The 22961-nt window shown below is 65.1% G+C and carries 15 protein-coding genes and 1 pseudogene; 1 reads left to right on the plus strand and 15 read right to left on the minus strand.

Going from position 1 to position 22961, the window contains the following annotated elements; translation table 11 throughout:
• Window positions 1–83: 83 nt before the first annotated feature.
• The 13 genes and pseudogenes from Afe05nite_RS42400 to Afe05nite_RS44410 form a co-directional block, all read right to left on the minus strand.
• Entirely contained in the window at window positions 84–389 is a 306-nt protein-coding gene (locus Afe05nite_RS42400; RefSeq protein ID WP_203823015.1) for a hypothetical protein, read from the minus strand.
• A gap of 255 nt (window positions 390–644) precedes the next feature.
• Window positions 645–887, minus strand: coding sequence for a hypothetical protein (locus Afe05nite_RS42405; protein WP_203823016.1), 243 nt, complete (start codon window positions 885–887; stop codon window positions 645–647).
• Between the two features lie 35 nt (window positions 888–922).
• Entirely contained in the window at window positions 923–1669 is a 747-nt protein-coding gene (locus tag Afe05nite_RS42410) for a polymorphic toxin-type HINT domain-containing protein (RefSeq protein ID WP_203823017.1), read from the minus strand.
• Window positions 1670–2622: 953 nt separating this feature from the next.
• Window positions 2623–3033: a hypothetical protein gene (locus Afe05nite_RS42415; protein WP_203823018.1), complete on the minus strand. Its 411-nt coding sequence runs from the start codon at window positions 3031–3033 to the stop codon at window positions 2623–2625.
• Window positions 3033–3500, minus strand: coding sequence for a polymorphic toxin type 27 domain-containing protein (locus Afe05nite_RS45040; RefSeq protein ID WP_203823026.1), 468 nt, complete (start codon window positions 3498–3500; stop codon window positions 3033–3035). Before Afe05nite_RS45040 ends, Afe05nite_RS42415 begins: the two co-directional genes overlap by 1 nt.
• Before the next feature lie 490 nt (window positions 3501–3990).
• Window positions 3991–4437, minus strand: a complete 447-nt coding sequence (locus Afe05nite_RS42425) for an SMI1/KNR4 family protein (RefSeq protein WP_203823019.1) — start codon at window positions 4435–4437, stop codon at window positions 3991–3993.
• Window positions 4438–4440: 3 nt separating this feature from the next.
• Window positions 4441–4743: a deaminase domain-containing protein gene (locus tag Afe05nite_RS44405; protein ID WP_307835675.1), complete on the minus strand. Its 303-nt coding sequence runs from the start codon at window positions 4741–4743 to the stop codon at window positions 4441–4443.
• Window positions 4744–5743: 1000 nt separating this feature from the next.
• On the minus strand, window positions 5744–6619 hold the full coding sequence (locus tag Afe05nite_RS42435; protein WP_203823020.1) for a hypothetical protein: 876 nt from the start codon (window positions 6617–6619) through the stop codon (window positions 5744–5746).
• 13 nt (window positions 6620–6632) lie between these two features.
• Window positions 6633–6986, minus strand: a complete 354-nt coding sequence (locus Afe05nite_RS42440; protein ID WP_203823021.1) for a hypothetical protein — start codon at window positions 6984–6986, stop codon at window positions 6633–6635.
• Window positions 6987–7277: 291 nt separating this feature from the next.
• Window positions 7278–8282: pseudogene (locus Afe05nite_RS42445) on the minus strand (NsdA family TPR-like regulatory protein); the annotation flags it as partial.
• Between the two features lie 456 nt (window positions 8283–8738).
• Complete coding sequence (locus Afe05nite_RS42450; RefSeq protein WP_203823022.1) at window positions 8739–9263, minus strand: SMI1/KNR4 family protein; 525 nt, start codon at window positions 9261–9263, stop codon at window positions 8739–8741.
• A gap of 2 nt (window positions 9264–9265) precedes the next feature.
• A complete protein-coding gene (locus Afe05nite_RS42455; RefSeq protein WP_275407556.1) occupies window positions 9266–11434 on the minus strand; it encodes an RHS repeat-associated core domain-containing protein in 2169 nt (722 codons plus the stop codon).
• Entirely contained in the window at window positions 11343–20798 is a 9456-nt protein-coding gene (locus Afe05nite_RS44410; protein WP_239118632.1) for a ricin-type beta-trefoil lectin domain protein, read from the minus strand. Before Afe05nite_RS44410 ends, Afe05nite_RS42455 begins: the two co-directional genes overlap by 92 nt.
• Before the next feature lie 148 nt (window positions 20799–20946).
• Between Afe05nite_RS44410 and Afe05nite_RS42490 the strand changes: the two genes are divergently transcribed.
• Window positions 20947–21531, plus strand: coding sequence for a type 1 periplasmic-binding domain-containing protein (locus Afe05nite_RS42490; RefSeq protein ID WP_203823024.1), 585 nt, complete (start codon window positions 20947–20949; stop codon window positions 21529–21531).
• A gap of 75 nt (window positions 21532–21606) precedes the next feature.
• On the opposite strand, the gene Afe05nite_RS42495 is transcribed toward Afe05nite_RS42490, so the two are convergent.
• Together Afe05nite_RS42495 and Afe05nite_RS42500 are read right to left on the minus strand one after the other, a co-directional pair.
• Window positions 21607–22062 (minus strand): hypothetical protein, encoded by a 456-nt coding sequence (locus Afe05nite_RS42495; RefSeq protein WP_239118633.1) that lies wholly within the window; start codon window positions 22060–22062, stop codon window positions 21607–21609.
• A gap of 25 nt (window positions 22063–22087) precedes the next feature.
• Window positions 22088–22492 (minus strand): hypothetical protein, encoded by a 405-nt coding sequence (locus Afe05nite_RS42500; RefSeq protein ID WP_203823025.1) that lies wholly within the window; start codon window positions 22490–22492, stop codon window positions 22088–22090.
• Window positions 22493–22961: the final 469 nt, after the last annotated feature.

Consider the following 22961-nt stretch of genomic DNA (forward strand, 5'->3'; position numbering starts at 1 on the left):
GGCTCAGTGATAGATGATGTGATGTTGTACGTAGTGCCGACCGGGTGCGCCTGACGGTACCTGCTGGCCAACTTCCCGCCCTGTCAACTGTGCGCATCTTTCGGCAGGTCGACGAAAGTCAGCCGTGCGATGTCGCTTCCGGCACTGGCCAGAAGGTCGCCGTTGCCAAGCACGAAGAATCTGGCCGGCTTGTCTGGCAGGATGATGGGAGGACAGACTTCTTGACCCGTTGAAAGATCAGCCAGAGTAACGGACCTGTCGGAACGGCCGATGTAAGCGGTCGGCCATCGACGCACCGCCACAGCGGTTACCTGTGCGGCTCCGCGAATCTCCGGGCCGACGACGCTGCGGTTGATGTTCCAGACTCGAACGGTGGTTGCCGAGCCCATTTCGCCCGTCCGCGCTATACAGGATCAAGTACGGCCCGGCATTCGCCGGGCCGCGCGCACGCGCTCAAGGCCTACGGCCCCGCGCGCACGCCTCAAGGCGAGCCACTGATCTCAGCTAGCCAGAAGGCCGCATACAAAACATCGAGTATTGTCAATCTTAATGATTGACTGACAGCAACCGTGACAGCAACCGACACGCATGACCGCGCCACGTGGCGACGTTGAACGCCACGAAGTGGCCACTTGCGATCCAGGTTAATCAGCTTCCCCGCCAGACTCTGGCGGCAAACCGTCAACCATTCCAATGCTAAATGGAAGTGCCCGCAAAAAGTCGGCCGTATGCGAATCGCTGTCCCGCGCCATGCGTTCGATCAATTCGAGAAGTTCACCACGATCATCCCTCGACAACTGAAGAATCTCGTACCCCATGTTCTCTAAACCGCGCACCGCAGTATCGGGATCGATTTCCTCAGGGCCACACTCCTCCATCAGCATCATGGCAGCTACGATCGCACGCACCAATGGCTCCGGATTCATCCCGCCTGCCTAACTACAATGGTCGATATCTTTGCATAGGACATAAACCTGTTTGCTGCACCCACAGCCGCCTCATCAGGTAGTTCCCACACTGGCGTTAGACCATGATACGCCGCAGTCGCAGCCTGCCGCCGAGCCTGGTCCACAGCCTTCTCAGTAAATCGCGGATTCAGCTTCCGGTCGATGATCTCATTCCCTTCGAGGCCATCGAATTTGGCGGTAACCGGTTTCCCGTCAGCACCGGGCATTTCCAGCTGGGGAGCCTGCCCATAACGCGTTGCTGCATTAGATCGAGCGCCTGCGACACCTGATTGATAATCATAGGCACCCTGCGGCATTCCCCGCCGACCGAGACTTAGGTCGCCTCCCTCATCAACCCAGCTGACGTGATCTTCCGCTTTCGAACTGCCATTCCCGCAGTTGTGGACCAGGACCGGGGTTTCGCCAGCCAACACATAGTAGGTGTGGATGTCGGCGACGGTGAGGTCGCGCATCACCTTGGCACCGGTATAGCTGTGGACGGCGGTGACCTGCTGAAGACGGCCGTCCGGGGCGGTCAAGGTGGACGTGCCCGGGACCAGGTCAGCAGCGTCGGTCCACGCACCGGTGGTGGCATCCCAGAACGGATGATGAGCCGTGGTCTGCAGCACCGACTCGGTCGGACCCCGCGTACTACGACCACCCTTACCCTGCGCCACCGACTTGCCGTCAGCGTCGCCGGCCGGCTCGGTTAACACGGTCACGTCAGTCAACTCGACGTCGCGATTGGAATGCAGCGTCGTAGCAGGCCGCCTCCCGCCTCACCCAACACCGGATCCTTCGCCTGTACCTGGTCACCGATGGTGATCTCAGAGATCGGCCGGCTGCTGCCGTCAGCCATCAACACCAGCGTGCCCGGATCGAAACTGTGCGTAGGCTGCGTCGGGCAGGTCTGCTGACCCGTCTCCTTCGCACCCTCGTCCTGCTTCGGCTCCTCACGACGACGCTCCGGCTGACGGTCCTCCCTCTTCGGCTCCGCCGCCCTCGTCTTCTCCCTCTTCAGCTCTATGCGCTTCGCGAGCTATAACACCACGGCCTCACCTACGCCGTCGTCAGCAACAGCACCTTCGTCCACCCACTCACCACCGAACGTATCGGCACCGACGGGCAGCCAACCCTGCGCGCGGCGGTACGCCCGCCATGGCCGACGACCCCGACCTCAACCGACGCGTATCCAGTTCCTGCTGACACAGAACGAGATCGCCGGCCGCATCGTCGACGCCATGATGACCAAAGACGTCCACGGCATGAACACCGCCACTCAAGAGCTCGCGGACCACAAGGCCGCACACCAAGACCTCGCCGACGACAAGTACAAGTTGTGGACGAGGACCGGCATTTTGCACCGTCAAGGCCCGCCCAGCGGTGGTCCGCGTGGTGCCGGAGCCGGACCGTGCCGTGTCGTGGATCGGGATGCGGTCGATTCCGGCCGGGTCGATGAACCTGAGGTCGGTCGACTCGTCGCTGATGGCGAGGTGCCGCCGCGACGGACGCCTCAACCCCAACGACCCCCTGCCACGCTATTCGCTGACGACAACCGGGGCAGCAGCCCAGGCCGACCGCAGTAGCCGCCGAGGCCTTTCACAATACAAGGTAACCATTCCTGGTGATGCCTTGAGGAGTATCACTAACTCCATCTGTGCTGATGAAGCGAGGACTATATGACACCCCACCTAACATCCTCGGCGGGCGGCCATGGCTGATCAAAGGCAAATAGTGACGGGGCATCGAAATCTCGTGGCGCTTCCCGCCAAGCGGGATTGCTGGAAACGACAAACTCAGAACCAATTTCGTCGACCAAGAATGCCTGATCAAGGATTTCATCAGGCAACTGGAACCGCTCCGCCAACTGCTTCCGTTGCAACAATTCCGGGCGTCTCAAAAATAGTCCACGATGCACAGGCTTTATCGACATGAACTGAACGTTACCGAAGTACACCTCAGCCCGAAATTGCTCGTCTTCGGTGTCCGCTGGTTCACTTCGCACGATGAGTTGGTTGTGATTTGCCGTGAAGCTCCAAATCCTAAAGATCCGGTTCGGACGCAGGTAGGAGCTGGTTTCGCTCATTAGAATCCTCTCCTAAGTTCAGACCAGTCCGGTTCTGCCAGATCAATCTTTCGCCCGTGATAGAAGTCGATACCACCCCATTCTCGCCTTCCGAATCTCACTGCGTTGCCCAACTTCGCAAGTTCCCACGCCGTGCCATTTCCGGACAGCGCAGCAGCCCGCCAATCTCCCTGAAGTGGAACCCCACGCCTATATGCAGCCGCGAACTTCTCGACTGCAGATCCGCCGGGAATTCCATCCAGCGCAACACTGATCTTTGTATTCTCATTGCCAATCGCTTCCTCTACTCCTTCCGTCCATTTCGGCCTTCCGCTAACGCCGGGTGTTCCGAAGCTCTCGTTATTGAACGTATGCGCATCCTTGTCCCCACCGGCACGCAGACTCGCTGCAAGGTCATTCGAATGGGGCCGCAGCCAAGACCACCCCCCGCCACCGACGCCAGCGGCCGATTGGCTAAGAAAAGCTATACGTAGTCAAGAAGCGACCCGGCCGAAGCCGGGCCGCGCGCACGCGCTACAGGCACCTACGGCCCCGCGCGCACGCCAGGCAGTACCGCGCTCAACGCTAGAATTTCCCACGGATTGGCCGCAGACCGAACATCGCCATCCGACACTCAGCGACCCCATCCGCTAGGCATCGACACGTATGCATACGCATGATCGAATGACATCAGCCGTGACAGCAACGTAGCCGCACGCCGGCGGCCGCCCAGGCCCTCCAGCGCCACGGATACCGGATCGCGGGAACCCTGCGGTACATTTCCACACCCAGATCACGCGGAATTCCGCGAATGCACCTGGGCTGCAGGGAATCTTACCAACCTCGGACTCGGCGAGCAATCTTCGCAAATCTATGATGATTTACTAATGCTCAACCAATCTCAGCATACGGAATTCTAATGATCGACCTGCATCGGCAAGAAACAACGGCGCTGCGATATTTATGTTGACTGGATTCCTACTTGACCCCAGGTTCATCTAAATAATGCGCATTAAGGAATGCGGTGAATGTCGGCCACACGCGCAACGGCATCGAGACGGCTTCAGAGTACAGAATAACCTCTGGATCGGGTACCGAAACATCAGACATGCAGTACGCAAGGTAACCTTGATGCATCGCAAATACGACTGCACTTTCTGGAAGCGAAATGACGTCGGCGTTCTCATCAAAGAAGTCGTCGGCCCACTCTTTGATACGGAGCAAGACCGGATAGAAGGCGTCCGTACCGCGAAGCATCCTACCTGCGCGCGCTCCCATGAGGGCGAGGAACTCAACGTATGCCGACGGAAGCCGCGGGACGCCCCAGGCTTCTTGGATCTCGGAAATTTGTTCTTGCGTAATGCCAAGAACGCCATCCGGACTCTCCTGCCGAATCAAATTTGCGAGTTCGGCAACCTTATGCATGATTCAGTCCTCGCCAGTTCGCACGTGCACCTTGACGCCCGGAAATTTCGCTTTGAATTGATCTATTACGTCGCCGCAACTGGGACAAACAGCCCGCTCAGAATAGATATGGACAGCGCCGGTCGATTTGGAGTTCAGACCTTGAGCAAGATCTTCAAGCAGGAACACCTCCGAGTCGTACGCGCGGGAAGGGTTGGGCGGCGTGAATTGCCTGCTGGCTGGCATGCCCACCTCTCCTGGGTTTACATGCCTACCGCTGGTCGCAATGCCGGTCGTGGGCGATTGTCCATCGATCATTGAGCGCATCACAGCGATGTTCTTGCCGCCTTTGACCCCCAGTCCATTGTTGGCGTTGACCCGATGGTTTGCCGCTATATCTGCGAGATCACAGCCGTTGTTATTGTGGACTAGGACCGGCTCGTTGCCGGCGAGTACATAGTACGTGTGGACCAGCTACGACGGTCGCTGCGGCGGCCTGGTGTGGATCATGCCTCTGAACTGCGAGACGGGCAGAGTCGCCACGGATTTCATCGATGGGAGTCGACGTTGACAGCAGCCGTGACAGCAACGTGGGCGTACGTGTGCGCACGGTGGAGCCCGGCTTGCGGACCTCAAGGCCGCACACCAAGACCTCGCCGAAGACATCGCGAAGTACAAGGCCAACACCGGCATCAACTCAGCCGACGCTGCAGCAGCACCCGAGCTGACGAAGCCACGCCGCGCCCGCAAGCCGACCAAATAGCCGCAGCCAGGACCACCACCCGGCACCGACGCAGCGGCCGATTGGCTAAGAAAAGCTATACAGGATCAAGAAGGCCCGGCTACGCCGGGCCGCGCGCACGCGCTCAAGGCCTACGGCCACGCGCGCACCCCCTCGAGCCGCGGCTTGAAGATCACGTGATCGCAATTCGGACGGGCGAGCCACAGATGATCATGTATGCGATGTCTGCGACACCGTCCAGCAAACGATGCCGGACCCACCTTGCGGCGTCGTCTGGCGACCCGGCTAAGACAGTCCGAGGTTCGCATGCCCGCGCTCAGCTCAGCTAGCCAGTCGACATTCATCGATATAGTTGATCGTTTGACAGCAACCGTGACAGCAACGGGCGCGCACTTCTACGCCACACTACACACGACAGCGACGCCGGTGAGTCCGTCACCACGAAACGTCACCAGCTTCAGCGGCGGCCCACAACACACCCCTCAACTGGCAACCTAACCATCCGAACCTGCAACCGCAGCGGCGCAACCAGATCCGTTCACTCCATCAACCCAGGGCTTGACAAATCCTTGAATGGGCTCGACTTCAGAATATTTCATTGACCGAAAGGGTAAGCCGGAAGATGAGGTCATTGAAATGCGGAGGCTGGGTTGAAGCATGGTTGCACCGGTATGACTTTTCCGTTCCGGAGTCCACGTGCGCGATCATGCCAGCGTCTTCAGTCCACCGCTCAACACGGGACCAGGAATCGTCACCGACCAAGTAGACGTTGCATACCCCCAATGTGCCACGTGGTGCCGTGAATTTAAACTCGATCTCGCGGCCATCTACCTGCGGCCAGAATACTGCTTCCGCAGCAGCCGATCCGTTCGGACCAATAACACGGCCACCCGGAACGTTAATAGCCACTCCACTCTGCCGCGTTTCGTCGAGGCGATCCACCCGAATAAGACCCACGCCTTCAGCAGGCAAGCCTGTCCACAGATCTCCCGTTATGACCTTCTCTGCCCCCCACCTGATCACGGGCGGCGTAGACAATTCCCAGCCTAACCGCGTAGCCCGATTCCTTTTATCCAGCATAGCGACCGCGATCGTCAAGCTGGTTGGGGCGTAGTCGACGGACCTCGGATCGCCGCCGGACGCCCTCCCAGCAGCGAAGATGCGAAACCGTGCCGGCCAGTTTGCCTCACCACCCACATATTCCAGCAGAGCTTGATAGACATCCAGGATATCGATATCGACAACATCCTGGGTGGGGCTATCTGAACTTACCCGAAACTTTACATCGAGCGTTCCCGCTGGATTCACACTCACGTCGACCCATATACCGTCAGGTTCAACCGGCTCCACCCTCGCGCCAGGTTCACCTGGTTCCAAACTATCCAGCACGTAATATAGCTCGACAGGCTCCGTGAAAAGGTCATCATCCCACTCGGTCCGGATCCGGAAGTCAGTGTTCATCAGGAACTCTCAACTAGTCGTCGCCCGGGTAGGTGTTCGTGAACGGGATTCTATTACCCTTCAACTTCCGCGACGAGTCGATGGCAGCATGCTCGTCCGGCCAACGCGGCACCGTGACGTCACCACCGTCGCGGAAGGGAATGGGTTCGCGTGACAACTCCATCGTTTCCAGCTCGCTCGTCCACGGATTTATCCTTTGAGGTCCAGCATAACCACGCCTCTTGATTTCCGCCTTCTGCGCGGCCGTCAGGGGCGAATTCGGGTCATTATGGTGCTTCCTCCACTCGGCACGCCGCTCTGTGGTTCCCCATTCAGCAGGGTCGTCCTCGGAATGCGTACGGTTCGAGCCGAGCTGGCCGTTCGCCATGCGCGGTTGCCCACCATCCTCGCATTCACAGCTGGCGTGATGGCCCTCTTCCTTCCCGCCACAGTTGTGGACCAAAACCGGCTCCGTGCCGGCGAGCACGTAGCACGTTTGAGCGCATTCGCCGTGGTCGCGGTCGCGTGGCCGGTGCTACGACGACTCTGAGCTGGTGTTCCGCCTACCGTGGCGGCGCGTCGATGCCGGTTGTAGGTCGGTTTGACAGCAGCTCTGACAGCAACCGGGACGCATGTCGACGGCGGTCCACCTATCCGACGGGAGGGCCGATCCGTCGGCTTTGCCGTCGTGGCGGCGGTCGAGGAGGTGTTCGACGGCGGTGATGCGGCGTTGTAGTCGGATGGAGCCTTCGTCGACGGCGGTGGTGGTGTCGATGTGGTCGAGGGTGGCGCGGGCGGCGTCGAGGTTGCCGGTGCGGGCGTGGCCTTCGGCGAGCCAGGTTTGGTAGAGGGCGGTTTCGCGGGCGTGGCTGTGGTCGTAGCCGGCCAGCGCACGGCGGAGCAGGGGTTCGGCGGCGTCCGGGGTGCCGAGTTGGATGTGGCAGCGGGCGGCCATGACGTCGATCTCGTTACGGTCGAGCCAGTACACCCATTCGGGTTCGGTGATGCCGGGTGAGCGCCGTTCGTAGGCGTCGTCGACCGCGTCGAGGGTGCGGTGGGTGGTGTCGTGGTCGTGGCAGCGGGCGGCGGCCAAGGCGAGGCGTTTTAGCAGCAGCGCGCGGACGACGGGGGTGGCGTCAGTCGCTGCGGTGACGGCGGACCGTGCGATGAGCAGGCCATCTTCGCGGTTGCCGATGTTGGTGATCTGGTAGGCGAGGCTGGACAGCAGTTGCGCGCCGAGCGCGCGGTCTCCGGCGTCCTGGGCGGCGGTCACTCCGGAGAGGTAGAGCTGTTGGGCGTGGCGGTAGTGGCCGGCGTCGCTGGCGATCCACCCGGCCAGTTGGGACAGCTCGGCTACCGCGGTGAGCAGCCGGACGCCGAGCCGGTCGGGGTGGACGCCCTCGCGGCTGAGCTGGGCGGCGGCGTCGAGCTCGGCGCGTACCACGGGTAGTAGGTGGCGGCTGCCTACGGTGTCGTCGAGGTGCCGCAGCTCGATCACGCGGTCTTCCAGCGCACGCACGGTCTCTGCGCCGATACGTCGTCCGGCGTGGAGTCGCTCGGTGAGCGGTGGCTGGTCGAGGAGCCATTCATGGGTGACGCGGACCGGGTCGAGTGGGACACCGATGGGTACGCCGAGGACCTGTTCGTAGCGGTCGATGACGTCCGGGGTGGCGAGACGGCCGCCCACCAGGGCCTCGACGACGACATATCCAAGTACGAGGCCAACGCAGGCATCGAACCCGCGATCACCGAGCCGCCAGTCGAGCCAGCGAAGCCGCGCCGCACTCGCAAGCCACGCGCGTAACGCCCAGCCGCCACGAGCCGCGAAGCGGGCCGCGAACGGGTCGATTGGCTAAGAAAAGCCTTACAGGATCAAGGAGCGGCCCGACCGAAGCCGGGCCGCGCGCACGCGCTACAGGCCTACGGCCCCGCGCGGACGCCCACACGACCGAAGCCGACGATGCCGGGAACAGCAACCCAACAGATCGACGTTTATGAATAGGACTCCTTGCCTGACAGCAGCCGTGACAGCAACTGGTGCGAACACCTGCACACATTCAGGCCCTGCACCGACGCCCATGGCTGACGACTCGGCGCGACAGGGTCACCGCAGATAGCCGAATTCGTTAGCGGCAAGCACCTAACTCCCGAAACGGCCGACACTGTGTTCAGCGGATCCGAAGAACCCTTCAAACGGCGGCAACTCAATCTCCCCGACCAGGATTTTGTATAGGCATTCGGTCGCAGACAGTGGCAGCTCGAACCAATTTTGAAGATCGCCGTCCACGATCACGACACCCCAGTCCTCCGGAGCAGAGCCGTCGCGCGCGTCCCAGTAGAAGTAGCACGCGTCGATAGCCGCAAAAGCTATCAGCCGACGATCTTCGGTGAAAAACCTTTCTGGCAGATCAACGTCTTCGCGGAGATATTCCCATGCCCAATCTCGCTCCTTGATTAAGGAAGCCAGATCCGTCTCCTCGGAAGAACTCGGGGCGAATACGCTAAGCCGGTCATCGAACACGGCGCTTCCGGTATGGTCGATCAACTCCTTGTAGTCGCCGGGGAGAGGGCTTCCAATCTCCTCCTCGACTGCCTCCCACGAGCAGGAAGCCGCGTCGTCAGCAACTCCCAACAAGTTGGCCAGCCTGTCAGCGTAATTTTCCATCACTACCAGCCCACGTTCCAGATCTTAACGTCAACCATTAGCGGATTCGGGCCATTACCCATGGCCTTGATGTGAATGTAGAGCGGGCGAGAGCTGTTTCCGATGTATTTGGGAACGGCACTGTACTGCACCTGTTGCTTCCCATCCCGCACGGCCTTTCGAATCGCATATTCTATCTTCAACATTCGCGGGTTGTTCGCCCGCCGGTACATTGCGACGAAGTTCCGCGGATCCGTATTGGAGCCACCCAGCATCGCAGCCAGAAGATGCGTCTGGTTGTCGAGCGTTCCAGGGCGAAGGGAAGGGATTGGCTCGGCAGGGTTCGGCGCCGTATTTCCGCCAATGTTGTCCTCGTCCAAGAGCGCACGTACACCACTTCTTTGACCATGCTCATTGATCGACCCATAGTCGACCCGCTCGCCGCAGTCGTTGTTGTGTACGAGAACCGGCTCGGTGCCAGCTATCACATAGTACGTGTGGATGTCGTCGACGGTGAGGTCGCGCATCACCTTGACGCCGCTGTAGCTGTGGACGGCGGTGACCTGCTGAAGGCGGCCGTCCGGGTCGGTCAAGGTGGACGTGCCCGGGACCAGGTCCGCGGCGTCGGTCCACGTACCGGTAGTGGTATCCCAGAACGGATGATGAGCCGTGGTCTGCAGCACCGACTCGGTCGGACCCCGCGTACTACGACCACCCTTACCCTGCGCCACCGACTTGCCGTCAGCGTCGCCGGCCGGCCCGGTTGACACGGTCACGTCAGTCAACTCGACGTCGCGGTTGGAATGCAACGTCGTAACCGGACGCCCACCCGACTCCCCCGACACCGGGTCCTTCGCCTGAACCTCGTCACCGATGGTGATCTCAGAGATCGGCCGGGTGCTGCCGTCAGCCATCAACACCAGCGTCGCCGGATCGAAGCTGTGCGTAGGCAATGTCTCCGGGCAGGTCTGCTGACCCGTCTCCTTCGCACCCTCGTCCTGCTTCGGCTCCTCACGACGACGCTCCGGCTGACCGTCCTGCTTCTTCGGCTCCGACGCCTTCGTCTTCTCCGGCTTGCTCTCCCGCTTCGGCTCGGTCTTCGGCTTGACCGGCTTCGCCTGCTTCGACGGCTGCGGCTTACGTTCCGGCTTCGGCTTGGGCTTCGGCTTCTTCTTCGCCGGCGGCTTCACCTTCTTCTTCGGCGGCTTCGGCTTCTTCGGGATCTTCTTCATGACATCGCTCAAATGCTTACGAGCCACATTGATCAGATCCTGCGACCGGCGCATCGCGGTCATCGCACCGTCGACGATCCGCTTCCACAACCGATAGCCGGAGAACGCCCGGTCGGCCGCCTTGTACAACGACTTGGCCATCTTCAACGCCTTGATCGGGCCCAGGAAGTTCGTGGCCAGATCCACACAGTCCCAGATCCCACCGCCCAGACACCCGACAAGCGACGTATAGCCGATCATGTCGAGCAGCATGCCCACACCGACCTGCAACAGAATGTCCAGCAGAGATGTCTGACTCTCCCGCTGGGACCGCTGGTAGTCGGCCTCCTGGGCGGCGATCTGCCCACCGGCCGCCTTCATGTCGCGGTCGCGCTGCTCCATCGCGGAGTTGTAGGAGGTGAGTTCGGTCTGGTACTTCTTCACCTCGCAGGCGTAGTCGTACTCCCCGCATTTGCCGTCGACCGCGTTGCCGGTGCTGTCGGTGTTCGACATCGGGTCGCCCTCGGCGTAGGCGAAGCGGTTCGCCGCGCCGGACGTGGGCGTCGGGCTGTTGGTGGCGGTGTCGCGGGTGTCGAAGGTGCCGGTCTGCGGGTCGTACCAGCGCGACCACATGTTGACCTTGCCGGTGGTCTGGTCGGTCCACTCCTGCTGGTAGCCGAGCTTGCCGATCATTCCGGCGGCCGCCACCACCTTGCCCCACGGGTCGTAGGCCACCGAGCCGGCCAGGGCGGCGCCGGCCGCGGTGAACTCGCCGACGACGTCGGTGTGGGCGTCGGTCCACGCGTACCGTTGGCCGGTCGCGGATTTGACCCCGACCAGGCTGTCGGCGGCGTCGCGCACGTAAACGGTGCTGCCGTCGGCGGCAACATCATTGCCAAGGCCGGTGTAGGTCAGGCCGCTCTGGATGACCCGGCCGAGGCCGTCGTAGGTGTAGTTGGCGCTGGTCCCCTGGGACACCACCTGGTTGAACGCGTCGGTCCGGGTGGTGGTCGGCTGGCCGCCGGTGGTGGTCGAGGCCAGGGTGCCCCGGGCGGTGTACTGGTAGGTGGTTCCGGCCGAGTCGGCGACGAGTTGGTTGCGTTGGTCGTAGGTGAAGGTCTTGGGGCCGGCCTGCAGCCGGTTGCCGGAGTCGTCGTAGGCGTAGACCACCGGGGTCACGCCGTTGTCCCAGCCGATCGGCGAGATCATAGGTGTACGTGTTGACGGCCGCCCCGCTGAAGCCGGTGGTCGTCTTCTTGGTGACGCTGTCGTTGCGGTTCCACTCGTAGGCGATCTTGCCGACGCTCGCGCCGCCGGACGTCTTGAGTTCGTCCGACACCAGCTGGTGAAGGTCGTTGTAGCCGAAGGTCCGGCTGCTACCGCCGTACGCGATCGTCTGGACCTGGTTGAGGCTGTTGTAGCCGTAGGTCAGGTCGACGCCGGCGGCGGTGTTCTGCACCCGCGCCGGCCGCCCGGCCGGGTCGTACTGGTAGGCGGTGGTGCCGGCGCCGTCGGTGCGCCGGGTGAGCCGGCCGTCGGGGTCGTACTGGTAGGACGACGCGCCGGAGACTCCGCTGACGGCGGTGACCAGGCCGCGGTCGTCGTAGGCGATCGTGTTGGTGCCCGCCGAGCCGGTGAACGAGGTCATCCGGCCGACCTTGTCGTAGGCGAAGACGCGGTCGGCGGTGGCCACCTGCGCGCCGGTGCCCGAGCTCTTCTTGAGCCGGCCCATGACGTCGTATTCGGAGGTGACCCGTACGCCGCCCGGCGAGTCGAGCCGGGTCATCCGGCCGGCCTTGTCGTAGGTCATCGTGAAGGTGCGGTCGGCCGCGTTCGGTGTGCTCGTGGTGGCCGGCTCGACCTGGGTCGCGGGTAGACCCCACTCGTTGTACGTGGTGATGAAGTTGTTCTGCCGCCCGTCGGTGAACCGGGTCTGGTGGCCGGCCAGGTCGTAGCCGAACGAGGTGTCGATCGCGTGCGCCGAGCTGGTCGGTTCGTGCTGGTCGGTGCGGCGGCCGAGGACGTCGTAGTTGTACGTCTTGCGGGTTCCCCGGGCGTCGGTGACCGCGACGGGATTGCCGGTCGCGTCGTACTCCTGGCTGCGTCTGCGTAGTTCGGTGCCGGCCGCGGAGTAGTCGGCCGTGGCGGTCTGCCGGCCCCCGAGGTCGAAGGTCACCGTGGTGTAGGTGTTGTCCGCCGCGGTGGTCCGGATCGGGCGGCCGGCGCCGTCGTACGCGGTCGTGGTGGTGTTGCCCAGGGCGTCGGAGAGCTTGGTGACCTCGCCGACGCTGTTGTACTTCGCGGTGGTGACGACGTTGCCCGGCGATGTCACCCGGGTCGGCCAGGGGCTCGCGCCGTACTGGTAGGTGGTCTTGTAGGCGGCGCTGTCCTGGCGCACCGTGGACGTGCTCTCCACGGTGCGGCCGAGGTAGTCGTAGGTCGACTGGACCTTCGCCCCGGTGGGATCGGTGTGCGAGTACAGGTCGCCGTTGCGGGTGTACTCGTACTCGGTGACGCCGTCGTCCGGTGCGGTGACCTTGACGGTCCGGCCGAGCGGGTCGTACTCGTAGGTGGTCTCGGCGCCGAGCGCGTCGGTCGAGGCGGTGACCTGGCCGACCTCGTTGTACTCGACGGTCTTCGTCGATTTGATCCTGGTGGTGGTGCCCGGCAGGGTGTACCCCGGCGACTCGGTCTTCACCAGCTGGCCGGCACCGTCGTAGAAGTTGACGGTGATGTTGCCGTTGGCGTCCTGCTGCTCGGTCGCCTCGCCGAAGGTGTTGTAACCGATGCGGGTCACCGGGTGCGCCAGGATCGGGGCGGCGTCGCCGACGACGGTGCTGACCGTCGGCTGCGTGGTGAGCACCGGCCGGCCGACCTCGTCGTTGCCGAACTCCGTGCGGCCACCCTTCGGGTCGGTCATCACGGTGACCGAGCCGTCGCTGGTCAGGGTGTAGCCGGTGCGGCTGACCCGGGCGTCGCCGGCCGGGGCGGTGCCGGCCTGGAGCTGGCCGATCTCCGCCGGGCTCAGGGCCTGCTGGTATGTCTGGACGTCGTCGACGAGGCCGGTGAACTCGCCCGAAGACGTGGGACCGGCCCCGATCCGCAGGTCGGTCGCCTTGTTGTTGAGCTGCGCGGTGGTCGAGATCGACGCCTTGACCACGCCGTCCACGTAGAGCTGGGCGGTGCTGGTGCCACCGCTGCCGGTGGCCGGGGTGACCGTGACGGCCAGGTGCTGCCAGTCCAGGGTCGCCGATCCCCCGGTGGTGGTGCTGGTCAGCGAGTTGGTGGCGCCGTCCGGCCCGCGCCCGGCCATGGTCAGCTTCCAGGAGTCGGCCGTCTTGTCGTAGAACACGTCGAGGGCGGCGGCGCCGAGGTCGCCGTTCATCGACGCGACGTGCCGGTCGGCGCCCTTGGCGGCGAGCTTGGCCCACAGGCTCAGGGTGTACGGGCGCAGGGTGTCCACCGCCGTCTGACCGACGATCGAGCTGCCGGCGGCACCGGTGAAGGACGCCGCGCCGCCACGTTGCGAGGACCAGGCCACGGCACCGGCGGCGGTGCCGGTGTTGTTCCCGGCCGTGTCCGCGGTGGTGGTGCCGGATGTCTGGTCCATCGGCCAGCGCACCGTCGGCGTCAGCCCACCGGCGAGGTAGGTGGTCTGCTGCTGGACCCGGCCCATCCGGTCGTACGTCGTGTCGGAGCGGGACACGTCGGTGCTGCCGGTGGTCAGTCTGGTGCTGACCACGTCGTCCTCGGCCGAGTAGTCGTACCTGGTGGTGCGGTTGGTGGTGGGGCCACCGTCGGGGTCGGTCACCTCGGCCGTCGCGGTCAGGCCGCGGCCGACCGCGTCGTAGGTGAACGTGGTCCTGGTCAGTTTGTTGTTGCTGAGCTGGACGATCCGGTTGCCGGCACTGTCGTAGGTGTTGCTCTCGAGCTCGAACCGGTCGGTGCCGTTGGTGCGGGTCACCGTGGCGACCAGGTTGTTGTCGGTGTACGTGTACTCCGTCCGCCAACCCATCGCGTCGGTCTCGGCGGCCAGCCGCCCGCCCGGGTCGTAGGCCAGCGACCGCATCGTCCGGTCGCCGTCGCCGTCGAAGTTATCGACGATGGTCTCGAGCTCGTTGCCGACCGCGTCGTAGGTGGTCGTCACGGCGCTCAGGTCGGCGTGGGTCTGCTTGCTGACCCGGCCGAACGCGTCGTAGTCGAAGTAGGTCCAGTTGCCGAGCTCGTCGGTCTCGGCGATCCGCCGGCCCCACCAGTCGTAGTCGTAGTGGGTGGTTCGGGAGGCGTCGCCGCCGGTGGCATCGGTGACGGTCTCGTCGACGAGCTGCCCGTCGAGGTCGTACGCCAGGGTCGTGACCGGGGTGTGCACGGCCCCGGTGACCAGGTTGGTGGCGGGGGTGTCGGTCACCTTGGTCACCCGGTCGGACCGGTCGTGCTCGTAGTCGGTGGTGGCTCCGAGCATCGTCTGCCCGGGGCGGGCCGGGTCCGGCAGGATCTCGAGTTCCTTGGTGGTGCGGCCGAGGTTGTCGTACTCGTAGCGGGTGACCGAGCCGGCCGGGTCGGTGGTCTCCGCGACGTCACCGGCCCGGGTGTACCGGATCGTCTGGACTCCCCCGTCCGGTTTGATCACCTTCCACGGCAGGCCGGCGGGCACCGCCTCGACGCCGGGGTATCCGCCGACGCCGCTGCCGTCGGTGTAGAGGATGACGGTCTTGCGGCCGATCGCGTCGATCTCGCTGGTCCGGTTGCCGAACTCGTCATAGGTGTATCGCGTCAGGTACGTGTTGTCGGTGACCGACGTGGAGCCCGGGCCGCGAAGTTCGACCAGCCGGTCGTTGCGCACGTCCGACGCGTCGGAGGCGTTGAGGTAGTAGGTGGAGTACGACGTCGAGCACTTGTTCTCGGACCTGTCCTGGCAGGTCGTCGCGGCCACCACGTTGCCGCGGGCGTCGTGCTCGTTGATGGTCAGGTTGCCGTTGGCGTCGGTGACCGTACGCAGATTGCCCTTGCCGCTGTAGCCGTAGCGGGTGGCGTTGTTCAGCGCGTCGACGTCGGCGACTTTCCGCCCGTACACCAGGTCGTTGATCGTGGTGGTCTTGGTGTTGTCCGGCCCCAGGATGGAGTACTGGATCTCGCCCGAGGGTGCGGAGGTGGCCGCGTCGCGGGCCTTGAACTGGTACGACGCCTGGTTGGCGTCGGTCGTGGAGTCGAAGAACGCGAGTTCGGCGAGGCCGCCGTTGTGGTAGCTGGTGGCGGCGGAGTCGAGCCCGTAGAAGTTACCGGTCCCGCCGTCGATGTAGCCGGCGCCGGCGGTGTAGATCGCCGCCGGGTCCGGGGTCAGGGGCCGCCGCTGGTTCTCCACGGCCGAGGCGGCGGCGCCCTGGGTCTTGACGCCGTCGACGTAGAGGTTCTGGTTGAGGCCGTCGTCGGTCAGCACAGCGTGGTGCCACTTGCCGTCGTTGACCGCCCCCTTGCTGGTCAGTGACGGCATCCAGGCCTGCGAAGGGGTGGTGTTGCAGTCGTAGAGCTGCAGGTTGGTTCCGTCCACCTTGGACTGGCCGGGCAGGTCGAGGCAGCGGTTGGACTTCTGGTTCAGGATCCGGCCGTTCGACGCCTTCCACACCTGGGTGGCGGTGCCGTTGCAGGGCCACAGGGTGAGCTCGGTGTAGTTGTCGGTGAATCCGCCGTTGGGGGTGATGCACTTGCCGAACCCCTGGATGGTGAACTCGGTGTTGCTGGTGCTGAGCGGGACCAGCGACCACGTCTGCGCGGGTGTGCCGTTGCACGTGTAGCTCTGGATCCGGGTGCCGTCGGCGGTACTGCTGCTCTCGATGTCGATGCACTTGCCGGCGATACCCGAGTTGAGCGGACCGGTCGGGGTCGTCGACGGGGACAGCGCCCGCAACTTGCCGTCCGCGGAGATCCACAGCGCGGGCGTCTCGTACCGGGTGGCGCTCGCCGTCGCGTCGTACCTCGTACCGAGCAGGACCTTGCGAGTGGTCGAGGTGTTGAACCACATCGACACCGAGCTGTTGCCCGGCTTGGCGATCCCGGCCGGCAGCGAGAGGTAGGAGCTGGTGCCGTTGAACGAACCGGCTTTGCCGGCCGCCCCGAACGGGCCGTCGAGCGAGCCGAGCCCGACCGTGTCGTAGGTGGCGGTGCCGCCGTTGACCTGGTTCACCGCGTCCTGGCCGCCGGTGCTCTCGGCCATCCGCCAGTAGTCCGTCGGTGCGCCGCCGAGCACGGCACTCTCGTACACCTTGGTGGTGCCGCCGAGAACCGGGGCCTGCGGTTTCCAGAGGGTGCCGTTGCCGTCGGTCATCTCGCTGACCCGGCCGGTCACCCCGTCGTAGGTGACGGTCGCGGCGGAGCCGCCGTTGCCCCGCACGATGCGGGTCATCTGCTTGACCGGGCCGCGTGCGCCGAGCAACGCGTTGACGACCTGACCGTCGACCGCGGAGTCGAACAGCGCCACTTCGGCGACCGAACCGGTGAAGTACCGCCGGTAGCCCAAGTTGGTCGCATCGCCCGCATGCGACTGGTTGGGCCAGCCGCCACCGAGAAAACCCTTCCCGATGTACGAGCTGTTCGGGCTCACGTCCTGGACGGTGACACCGGTCTGGGTGATGACCGGCTTGTCGTCGACGTACATCTCCTGCTTGTTGCCGGACGCCGACAGCACGACGTGGTGCCAGTTGCCGTCGGCCACGCTCGCCGCGGACTCCATCGGACTGTGCGCCGAGAAGGCGAACCGCTGGGCCAGCGAGCTCAACTTGCCGCACGTCCAGATCTGCATGGCCGCGCCGGTCTGGGTGCCGTTGCCGACCGAAGCCATGCACAGGCCCGAGTAGTCGTTGATGAGCTGCCCGTCGGCCTGGACGTCCCACTTCTGCGTGGCGTAGGTGCTGTTGCAGGCGTTGATGATCAGGTCGTCGCCGTTGGACCCGCCCTGGTCCTGCGTGTCCAGGCACTTCACCACGCCGCCGGTGGTGACCTGGATCTGCCGGCCCGCGGTCCAGGTGAAGACCTGGCTCGCCCCGCCCGTGCAGTTCGACAGCACGAGCACGACACCGTTGGTCGCCGAGTTGTTCGGGACGGTGATGCACTGCCCCTGCCCGACGGCCAGCAGCGTACCCAGCGACGAGCCGAGCTTCGGGGCCTTCGGGAAGCCACCCATCAGCTTGCCGTTCGCGCCGACGTACAGCGTCGGGTTGTATATGTTCCTGGTCGTCGCCGTCGTCGCGCCGGGCACCTCCAGGGTCTGCCCGTACAGCACACCCTCGCCGCCGCCGGTCTTGAACCACATGCTGACCGCCTGGTTCGTGGCGTCGGTGGTCAGCCTCGCCGGCAGCTGCACCTGCGAGGAGGTTCCGTCGAAGCCCGCCGCCGTCGCGGTCGACCCGGCGAGCGGGCCCGGCCGGCCCAGCGTCACCCCGCTGTAGGTGCCGTTGTCGACGCCGCCGTTCTCCAGCATCGAACTGCGTGCTTTGTCGTCGCCGGTCTCGGTCAACCGCCAGTACGAGTACGGGCGGGCGTTGACCACGGTGGTCGGATAGGGCGAGTTGGTGGCGTCGTACTCGTAGTCGCGGCATTCGCCACCACCCGCCGGCGGGCACACGTGTTCCAGCGCGCCGGCCGCACTGTAGTCGTACCACCAGGTGTTCACCGTGTTCCGGTCCCCCGCCACCGAGGCGTCGGTCGAGACGTGGTCCACCCGCTTGGGGGTCGACGACGTCCAGGAGACGTCCAGGATCCGATCCGAGGCCGACTGGATCGTCGACACCACGCCGTCGTCGTACCAGAAGGTCTGCGCCCGCCCGGCGACGTCGGTGATCGACGAGATGCCGTACCGGCCGTCGGCGATCGGCTCGGCGAACACGTAGGTGGTGCCGTCCTTCTCGCGCAGCCGGTAACCGGTGTCGAGCTTGGTGAAGGCGGCGGACATCCCGGCCGGCGAGACGAAGGTGTCGTCACTGTTGCGGCCGAAGGCTAGTTCCCGGCCGTTCGGATAGGTCACCACCACGGTGTTGACGCCGGTCGGCCCGCTCTTCTCGACGGCCTTCGCGTCGAGCACACTCGACCAGCCGGCACCGAGCGCGTGGTCGGTCCGCGGATCGATGCTGTTGTACGACCGGGTGATCTCCAGCGGCGGCCCGATCGTGCTGACCATCACGTCGCGCACCGTGGTGGTGTAGTTGCCGATCACCGGGTCGAAGCCCTGGCCCGGGTTCTGTGACAGGCCGGCCGTGATCGACGGTTGCGGCACCGGCGTCACCAGCAGGTTCTTCGACAGGTAGGCACCGTTGTCGGCCGGCCCGTCGGAGACCGTCGCGGCCCAGTAGTAGCTCTCGCCCCAGACCATCTTCCCGGCCGGGACGGTCCACGACTTCTTCGCGATCCAGCCCGAGTTGGCGATCTCGGTCTTCGAGTCCTTGCTGTACAGGGTGAACTTGTACGTCAGCGACTTCGGCCAGTTGTCGGGGTCGTGCGCGTCCGCGATCAGCTCCGGCGTCAACGTCTGCGCCGCCGCCCCGTACGCCGGGTACTGATCGTCGACCTGCGGGTCGACGTTGTCGTCGTAGGTCAACTCCAGGTACGGACCGAGCCCGCCACCGCCGTAACCTCCGGAGGTGAACCGCTTGAACGCTTCCGGGTCGTCTTCCGCCGCGGTCAGCGCCAGCCCGAAGTTCGGCATGGTGCCGTTCGACCAGCCGTTGAACGTGGCCACCGGCAACGATACCGACCGATACGCGCCGATGCTGCGGACGGCGCCGCTGTTGTCGCACGCCGGGTGGTTGTCGCCGATCGTCCACGTCGCGATCGGCGCCGAGAGCGACGGGCCGGCCCCGAGCGAGCCGTTGTTGCCCAGTGTCGCCGCCGACCAGGAGGAGGTGATCCGGCGCACGTAGACCGGCTTGTGGGTCACGCAGTCGTGGGAGAAGGTGTGGAACGCGAACAGCCGCGCCGACCGGATCTGCGTGTTGGTCAGCCCGGAGCTGTTGAAGTTGTTGAAGTGGATGAACGAGCGCGAGATGACGGTGCCGTTCCAGGTGCCGACCGGAAGGTTGTCGCCCCGCTGGTCGGACGTGGTGGAGCTGTTGTCGGTGAACGCGTCGTCGGAGCCACTGAGTTGCGTCTCCGCGGTCGGGTCCACCCGCACCGGGTACTGCCGGGCCGGATCGGCGAGCCACGCCGGGTCGGCCGTCACCCTCAACGCGGGTGCCCCGTCGACGGTGACCAGTTCGTAATCCACGTCCGCGGACTCGGCCGCCGTGCCCGACCGCGGGTCGACCTTCGAGTCCTGCATGTAGCCGTGCGGGATCCGGATCGCGACCGTGCCGGCCTCGGTGACCAGGTTGATCGATCCGTCGGCCTGCTGGGTCGCGGTGAGTCCGTCCAACTTGAGCGGGAAGAGCCACTCGTTCCCGGCCGCCGGGGACTTGAGGACGATGGTCTCCTTGAGGCCGTCGTTCAGCGACCGCAGCTCGAGGTCGGTAGCGGGCAGGATCTCCGGGTACGTCGCGGTGTCCCCGTTCACCACCGCGGGCACCGGCGCCGCGCCCGCCAGGTCGTACGCCATGGTCTGGCCCGAAGCGGTCGTCACCGACGCCAGCGCGTCGTCGGCGGACCTGACCCGCAGGCCGGCACCGGAGGGCCCGGCACTCGGTGAAGCACTGGACGACGCGCCCGGTGCCGCACTCGACGACGCGCCCGGTGCCGGGCTCGGTGCCGCGCTCGGTGCCGCGCCCGGTGCCGCACTCGGTGCCGCGCTGGGCGACGCACTCGATGAGGCGCTCGATGACGGGTCGGTGCGGTCGGCGCCGTGTGCGCCCAGGGTCACCTCGATCGAGTTGGCGCCCGCCGCCAGGCGATCCCCGCGCGCGGTGAGCGTCGGGTCGATCGGTTGATAGGTGCCGTCCGCCGCCCGGTAGTTGACCCGGGACCCGTGCATCTGCCGGGTGATCGACCCGTCCTCGTTCTCGAACTCGTCGTAGGTCGCCGCGGAGCGCTTCGGGAGTCGCTCGCTCTGCGCCGGGTCGAAACTGCTCTCGTCGCCCGGCTTGGGCGGCGTCGTGTACGCCTCCGCCTGCGGTTGTGCCGGCAACGCCGGGTCGGCGACGCCTTTGCCCCGGCCGGGCGCCTGACCCGCGCCGCCCTCGGATCGCGTCGCGCTGGTCGGCACGTAATGCTCGGCGTCGGCCGGGTCACCGCCGGTCTCCTGCTCCGGCAGGCCGGCGACGGCGGCCAGCACCGGCGTCTGGCGGAGCACCGACAGCAGCCCCGACAGCGGCCAGCCGCCGTCCTCCGGCACCACGCCGGGCGGTATGCCCGACGACAAAGCCAAAGCCAAAGCGGTAAGGACAGCGAAGCGCCGCAGCATCAGTGAGCCCCGATCTCACAGGTTCTTCCAAGGTGCCGACGCAGCATGGAGTAACGCCGTCACTGTCCGCAAGATCTTGCTTTGACGCCGATCTAATGCTTACCCTCCGCCGGTGTCCAAGAAGGCGAGTTCAGAGCGGTCGTCCGCGAATGCTGTGAGATTCGCGGAGCTCCGGCGGTGGCTTCGGGTGAACACGTCGACACCCGGACGACGCTGGCAAATCGCTCTGGCGGTCGTCGTCGTGGCAGCGGCCGTCGCGGGCCTGGCGAGCTGGGTGTGGCGGCCCGATCCGCCCCGGCAGCGCGAGTACGTCGACGCGAAAGCCTGCCTGCTCACCGACGAGAAGGGAATTCTGAGCGAACCCGCGAGGACCGTGTGGTCGGCCATGAAGGACGCTTCGGTGCAGACGCTGGTCCGCGTGCAATACCTTCAGGTCGCCGGGGCGCAGACGGCCGAGAACGCCGAGCCGTACCTGAACACCCTCACGGTGGCCCGCTGCGGAATGATCGTCGCGGCGGGTCCGGCGCAGATCGACGCCGTGGTCCGGAACGCCGAGAAACATCTCGACATTCAATTCGTGACTGTCAATGGCGGCGGGCCGGCGGCGAACGTGCGTGCCCTTGATGCGGCCGCTCCGGGAAAGCTTCGCGAGGAACTGCGGCAGCGCCTGGCGGACCTCGCCGACACCGCGTCCTGAGTTGCTCCGTCGGCGGGCCCGGACCGGGCCCGGTGGGGTGCGGGCGCCCCACTCGCGTGAGGCGCCCGCGGTCGGTCAGCCGCCGATCAGGGTCACCTGGTAGCTCATGATGGTGCCGGTCACGATGTAGGTGGCGGTCTGGCCGTTGTCGCAGTAGGACACGAACTGGCCGGCCGGGGTCGCGGTGCCGCCGCCGTACGGCGTGATGATCGGTCGCACGTCGGTGCCGGCGGCGTAGTCGGTGAAGGACAGGTCGGTGGCCCGCGACTGGTTCACCGGGTAGCGGTCGGTGGGCGTGGTGGTCGTTCCGGTGCGGTCGCTGAGCTGGTACGACAGGACGAAACCGGAGTTGTTGGAGACCACCACCCGCTGCACGCAGGGGTCGACCTGGGCGAGCGCGGGGGTGGCCGGGCCGGCGAGGGAGGCGGCGAGCAGGCCGGTGCCGGCGAGGGCGCCGGAGACGGCCGTACGGATTCTGGTCATCAGCATGTCCTCGTGGTTGGTGACGGTGCGCATGGAGATGAGCCGCATGCGCGGGAACGGTCCGTGGGGTGGGTCAGCGCTGCAGGGTGACCTGAACGTCGAGCGTCGTGCCGGTGGCCGAGTAGGTCGCGGTCTGGCCGTTGGCGCAGAACGACACGAAGTCGGTGGCCGGCTCGGTGTTGCCGGCCGTGGCGGTGACGACGGGGCGCACGTCCGAACCCTCGGGGATCGGCGTGGCGGTCAGGTCGACGAGCCGGAAGTTGTTGATCAGGTACGTGCTGGTGGGCGTGGAGGTGATCCCGGTCCGGCTGGCGACGGCGAACGACATCTCGTACGCGCCGTTGTTGATCACAGCGATGTTCTGGACACAGGGTGCGGCCTGCGCGAACGCGGCCGTGGCGGGGACGCCGAGGGTGGTGGCGGCGGCCGCCGCGGTGGCGGTGGCGGTCAGGAGTGCTCGTCGGATGATGGCGGTCATACGGTCCTCCGTGCGATGTGGACGTTCGTTGGCGAGGGGCCTATTACCGCCGAGTAGACGTATGAAAACGTCGATATCTCTGTAAAGTGTTTTAACTACCCCGATGCCGCCAGATGGTCCAAGATCACCCAAAGCTCGCGGGCCGTGCACCGCCGCATCGGCGGTGCCCACCGGTGAACCGGCGATGCCCACTGCCGTCGGTGTGGTCGGGACCACCGCGTCGCCATTTCCCGGAAAACCATTCCACAAGTTTTGCACTTTCCTTTCAGTTCTCTTCAACAGCGGAATTCATAACCTTTCCTCAACTGATCGCGGCCGGCCCGGAAGCGGCAGATCTCGCGATGATCAGAAGTGCGAAAGGTCTTGATAACCATGACGGTGACAATGGTCGCCCCGGCCGGCCTGCCGATGGCCCGGCCGGACGGCAGTTCGCTCATGGAATCGGTGCACGCGACCCATTACCGGCCAC

Origin of the sequence: Paractinoplanes ferrugineus (assembly GCF_016862195.1) — a bacterium.
Taxonomy (GTDB): Bacteria; Actinomycetota; Actinomycetes; order Mycobacteriales; family Micromonosporaceae; genus Actinoplanes; species Actinoplanes ferrugineus.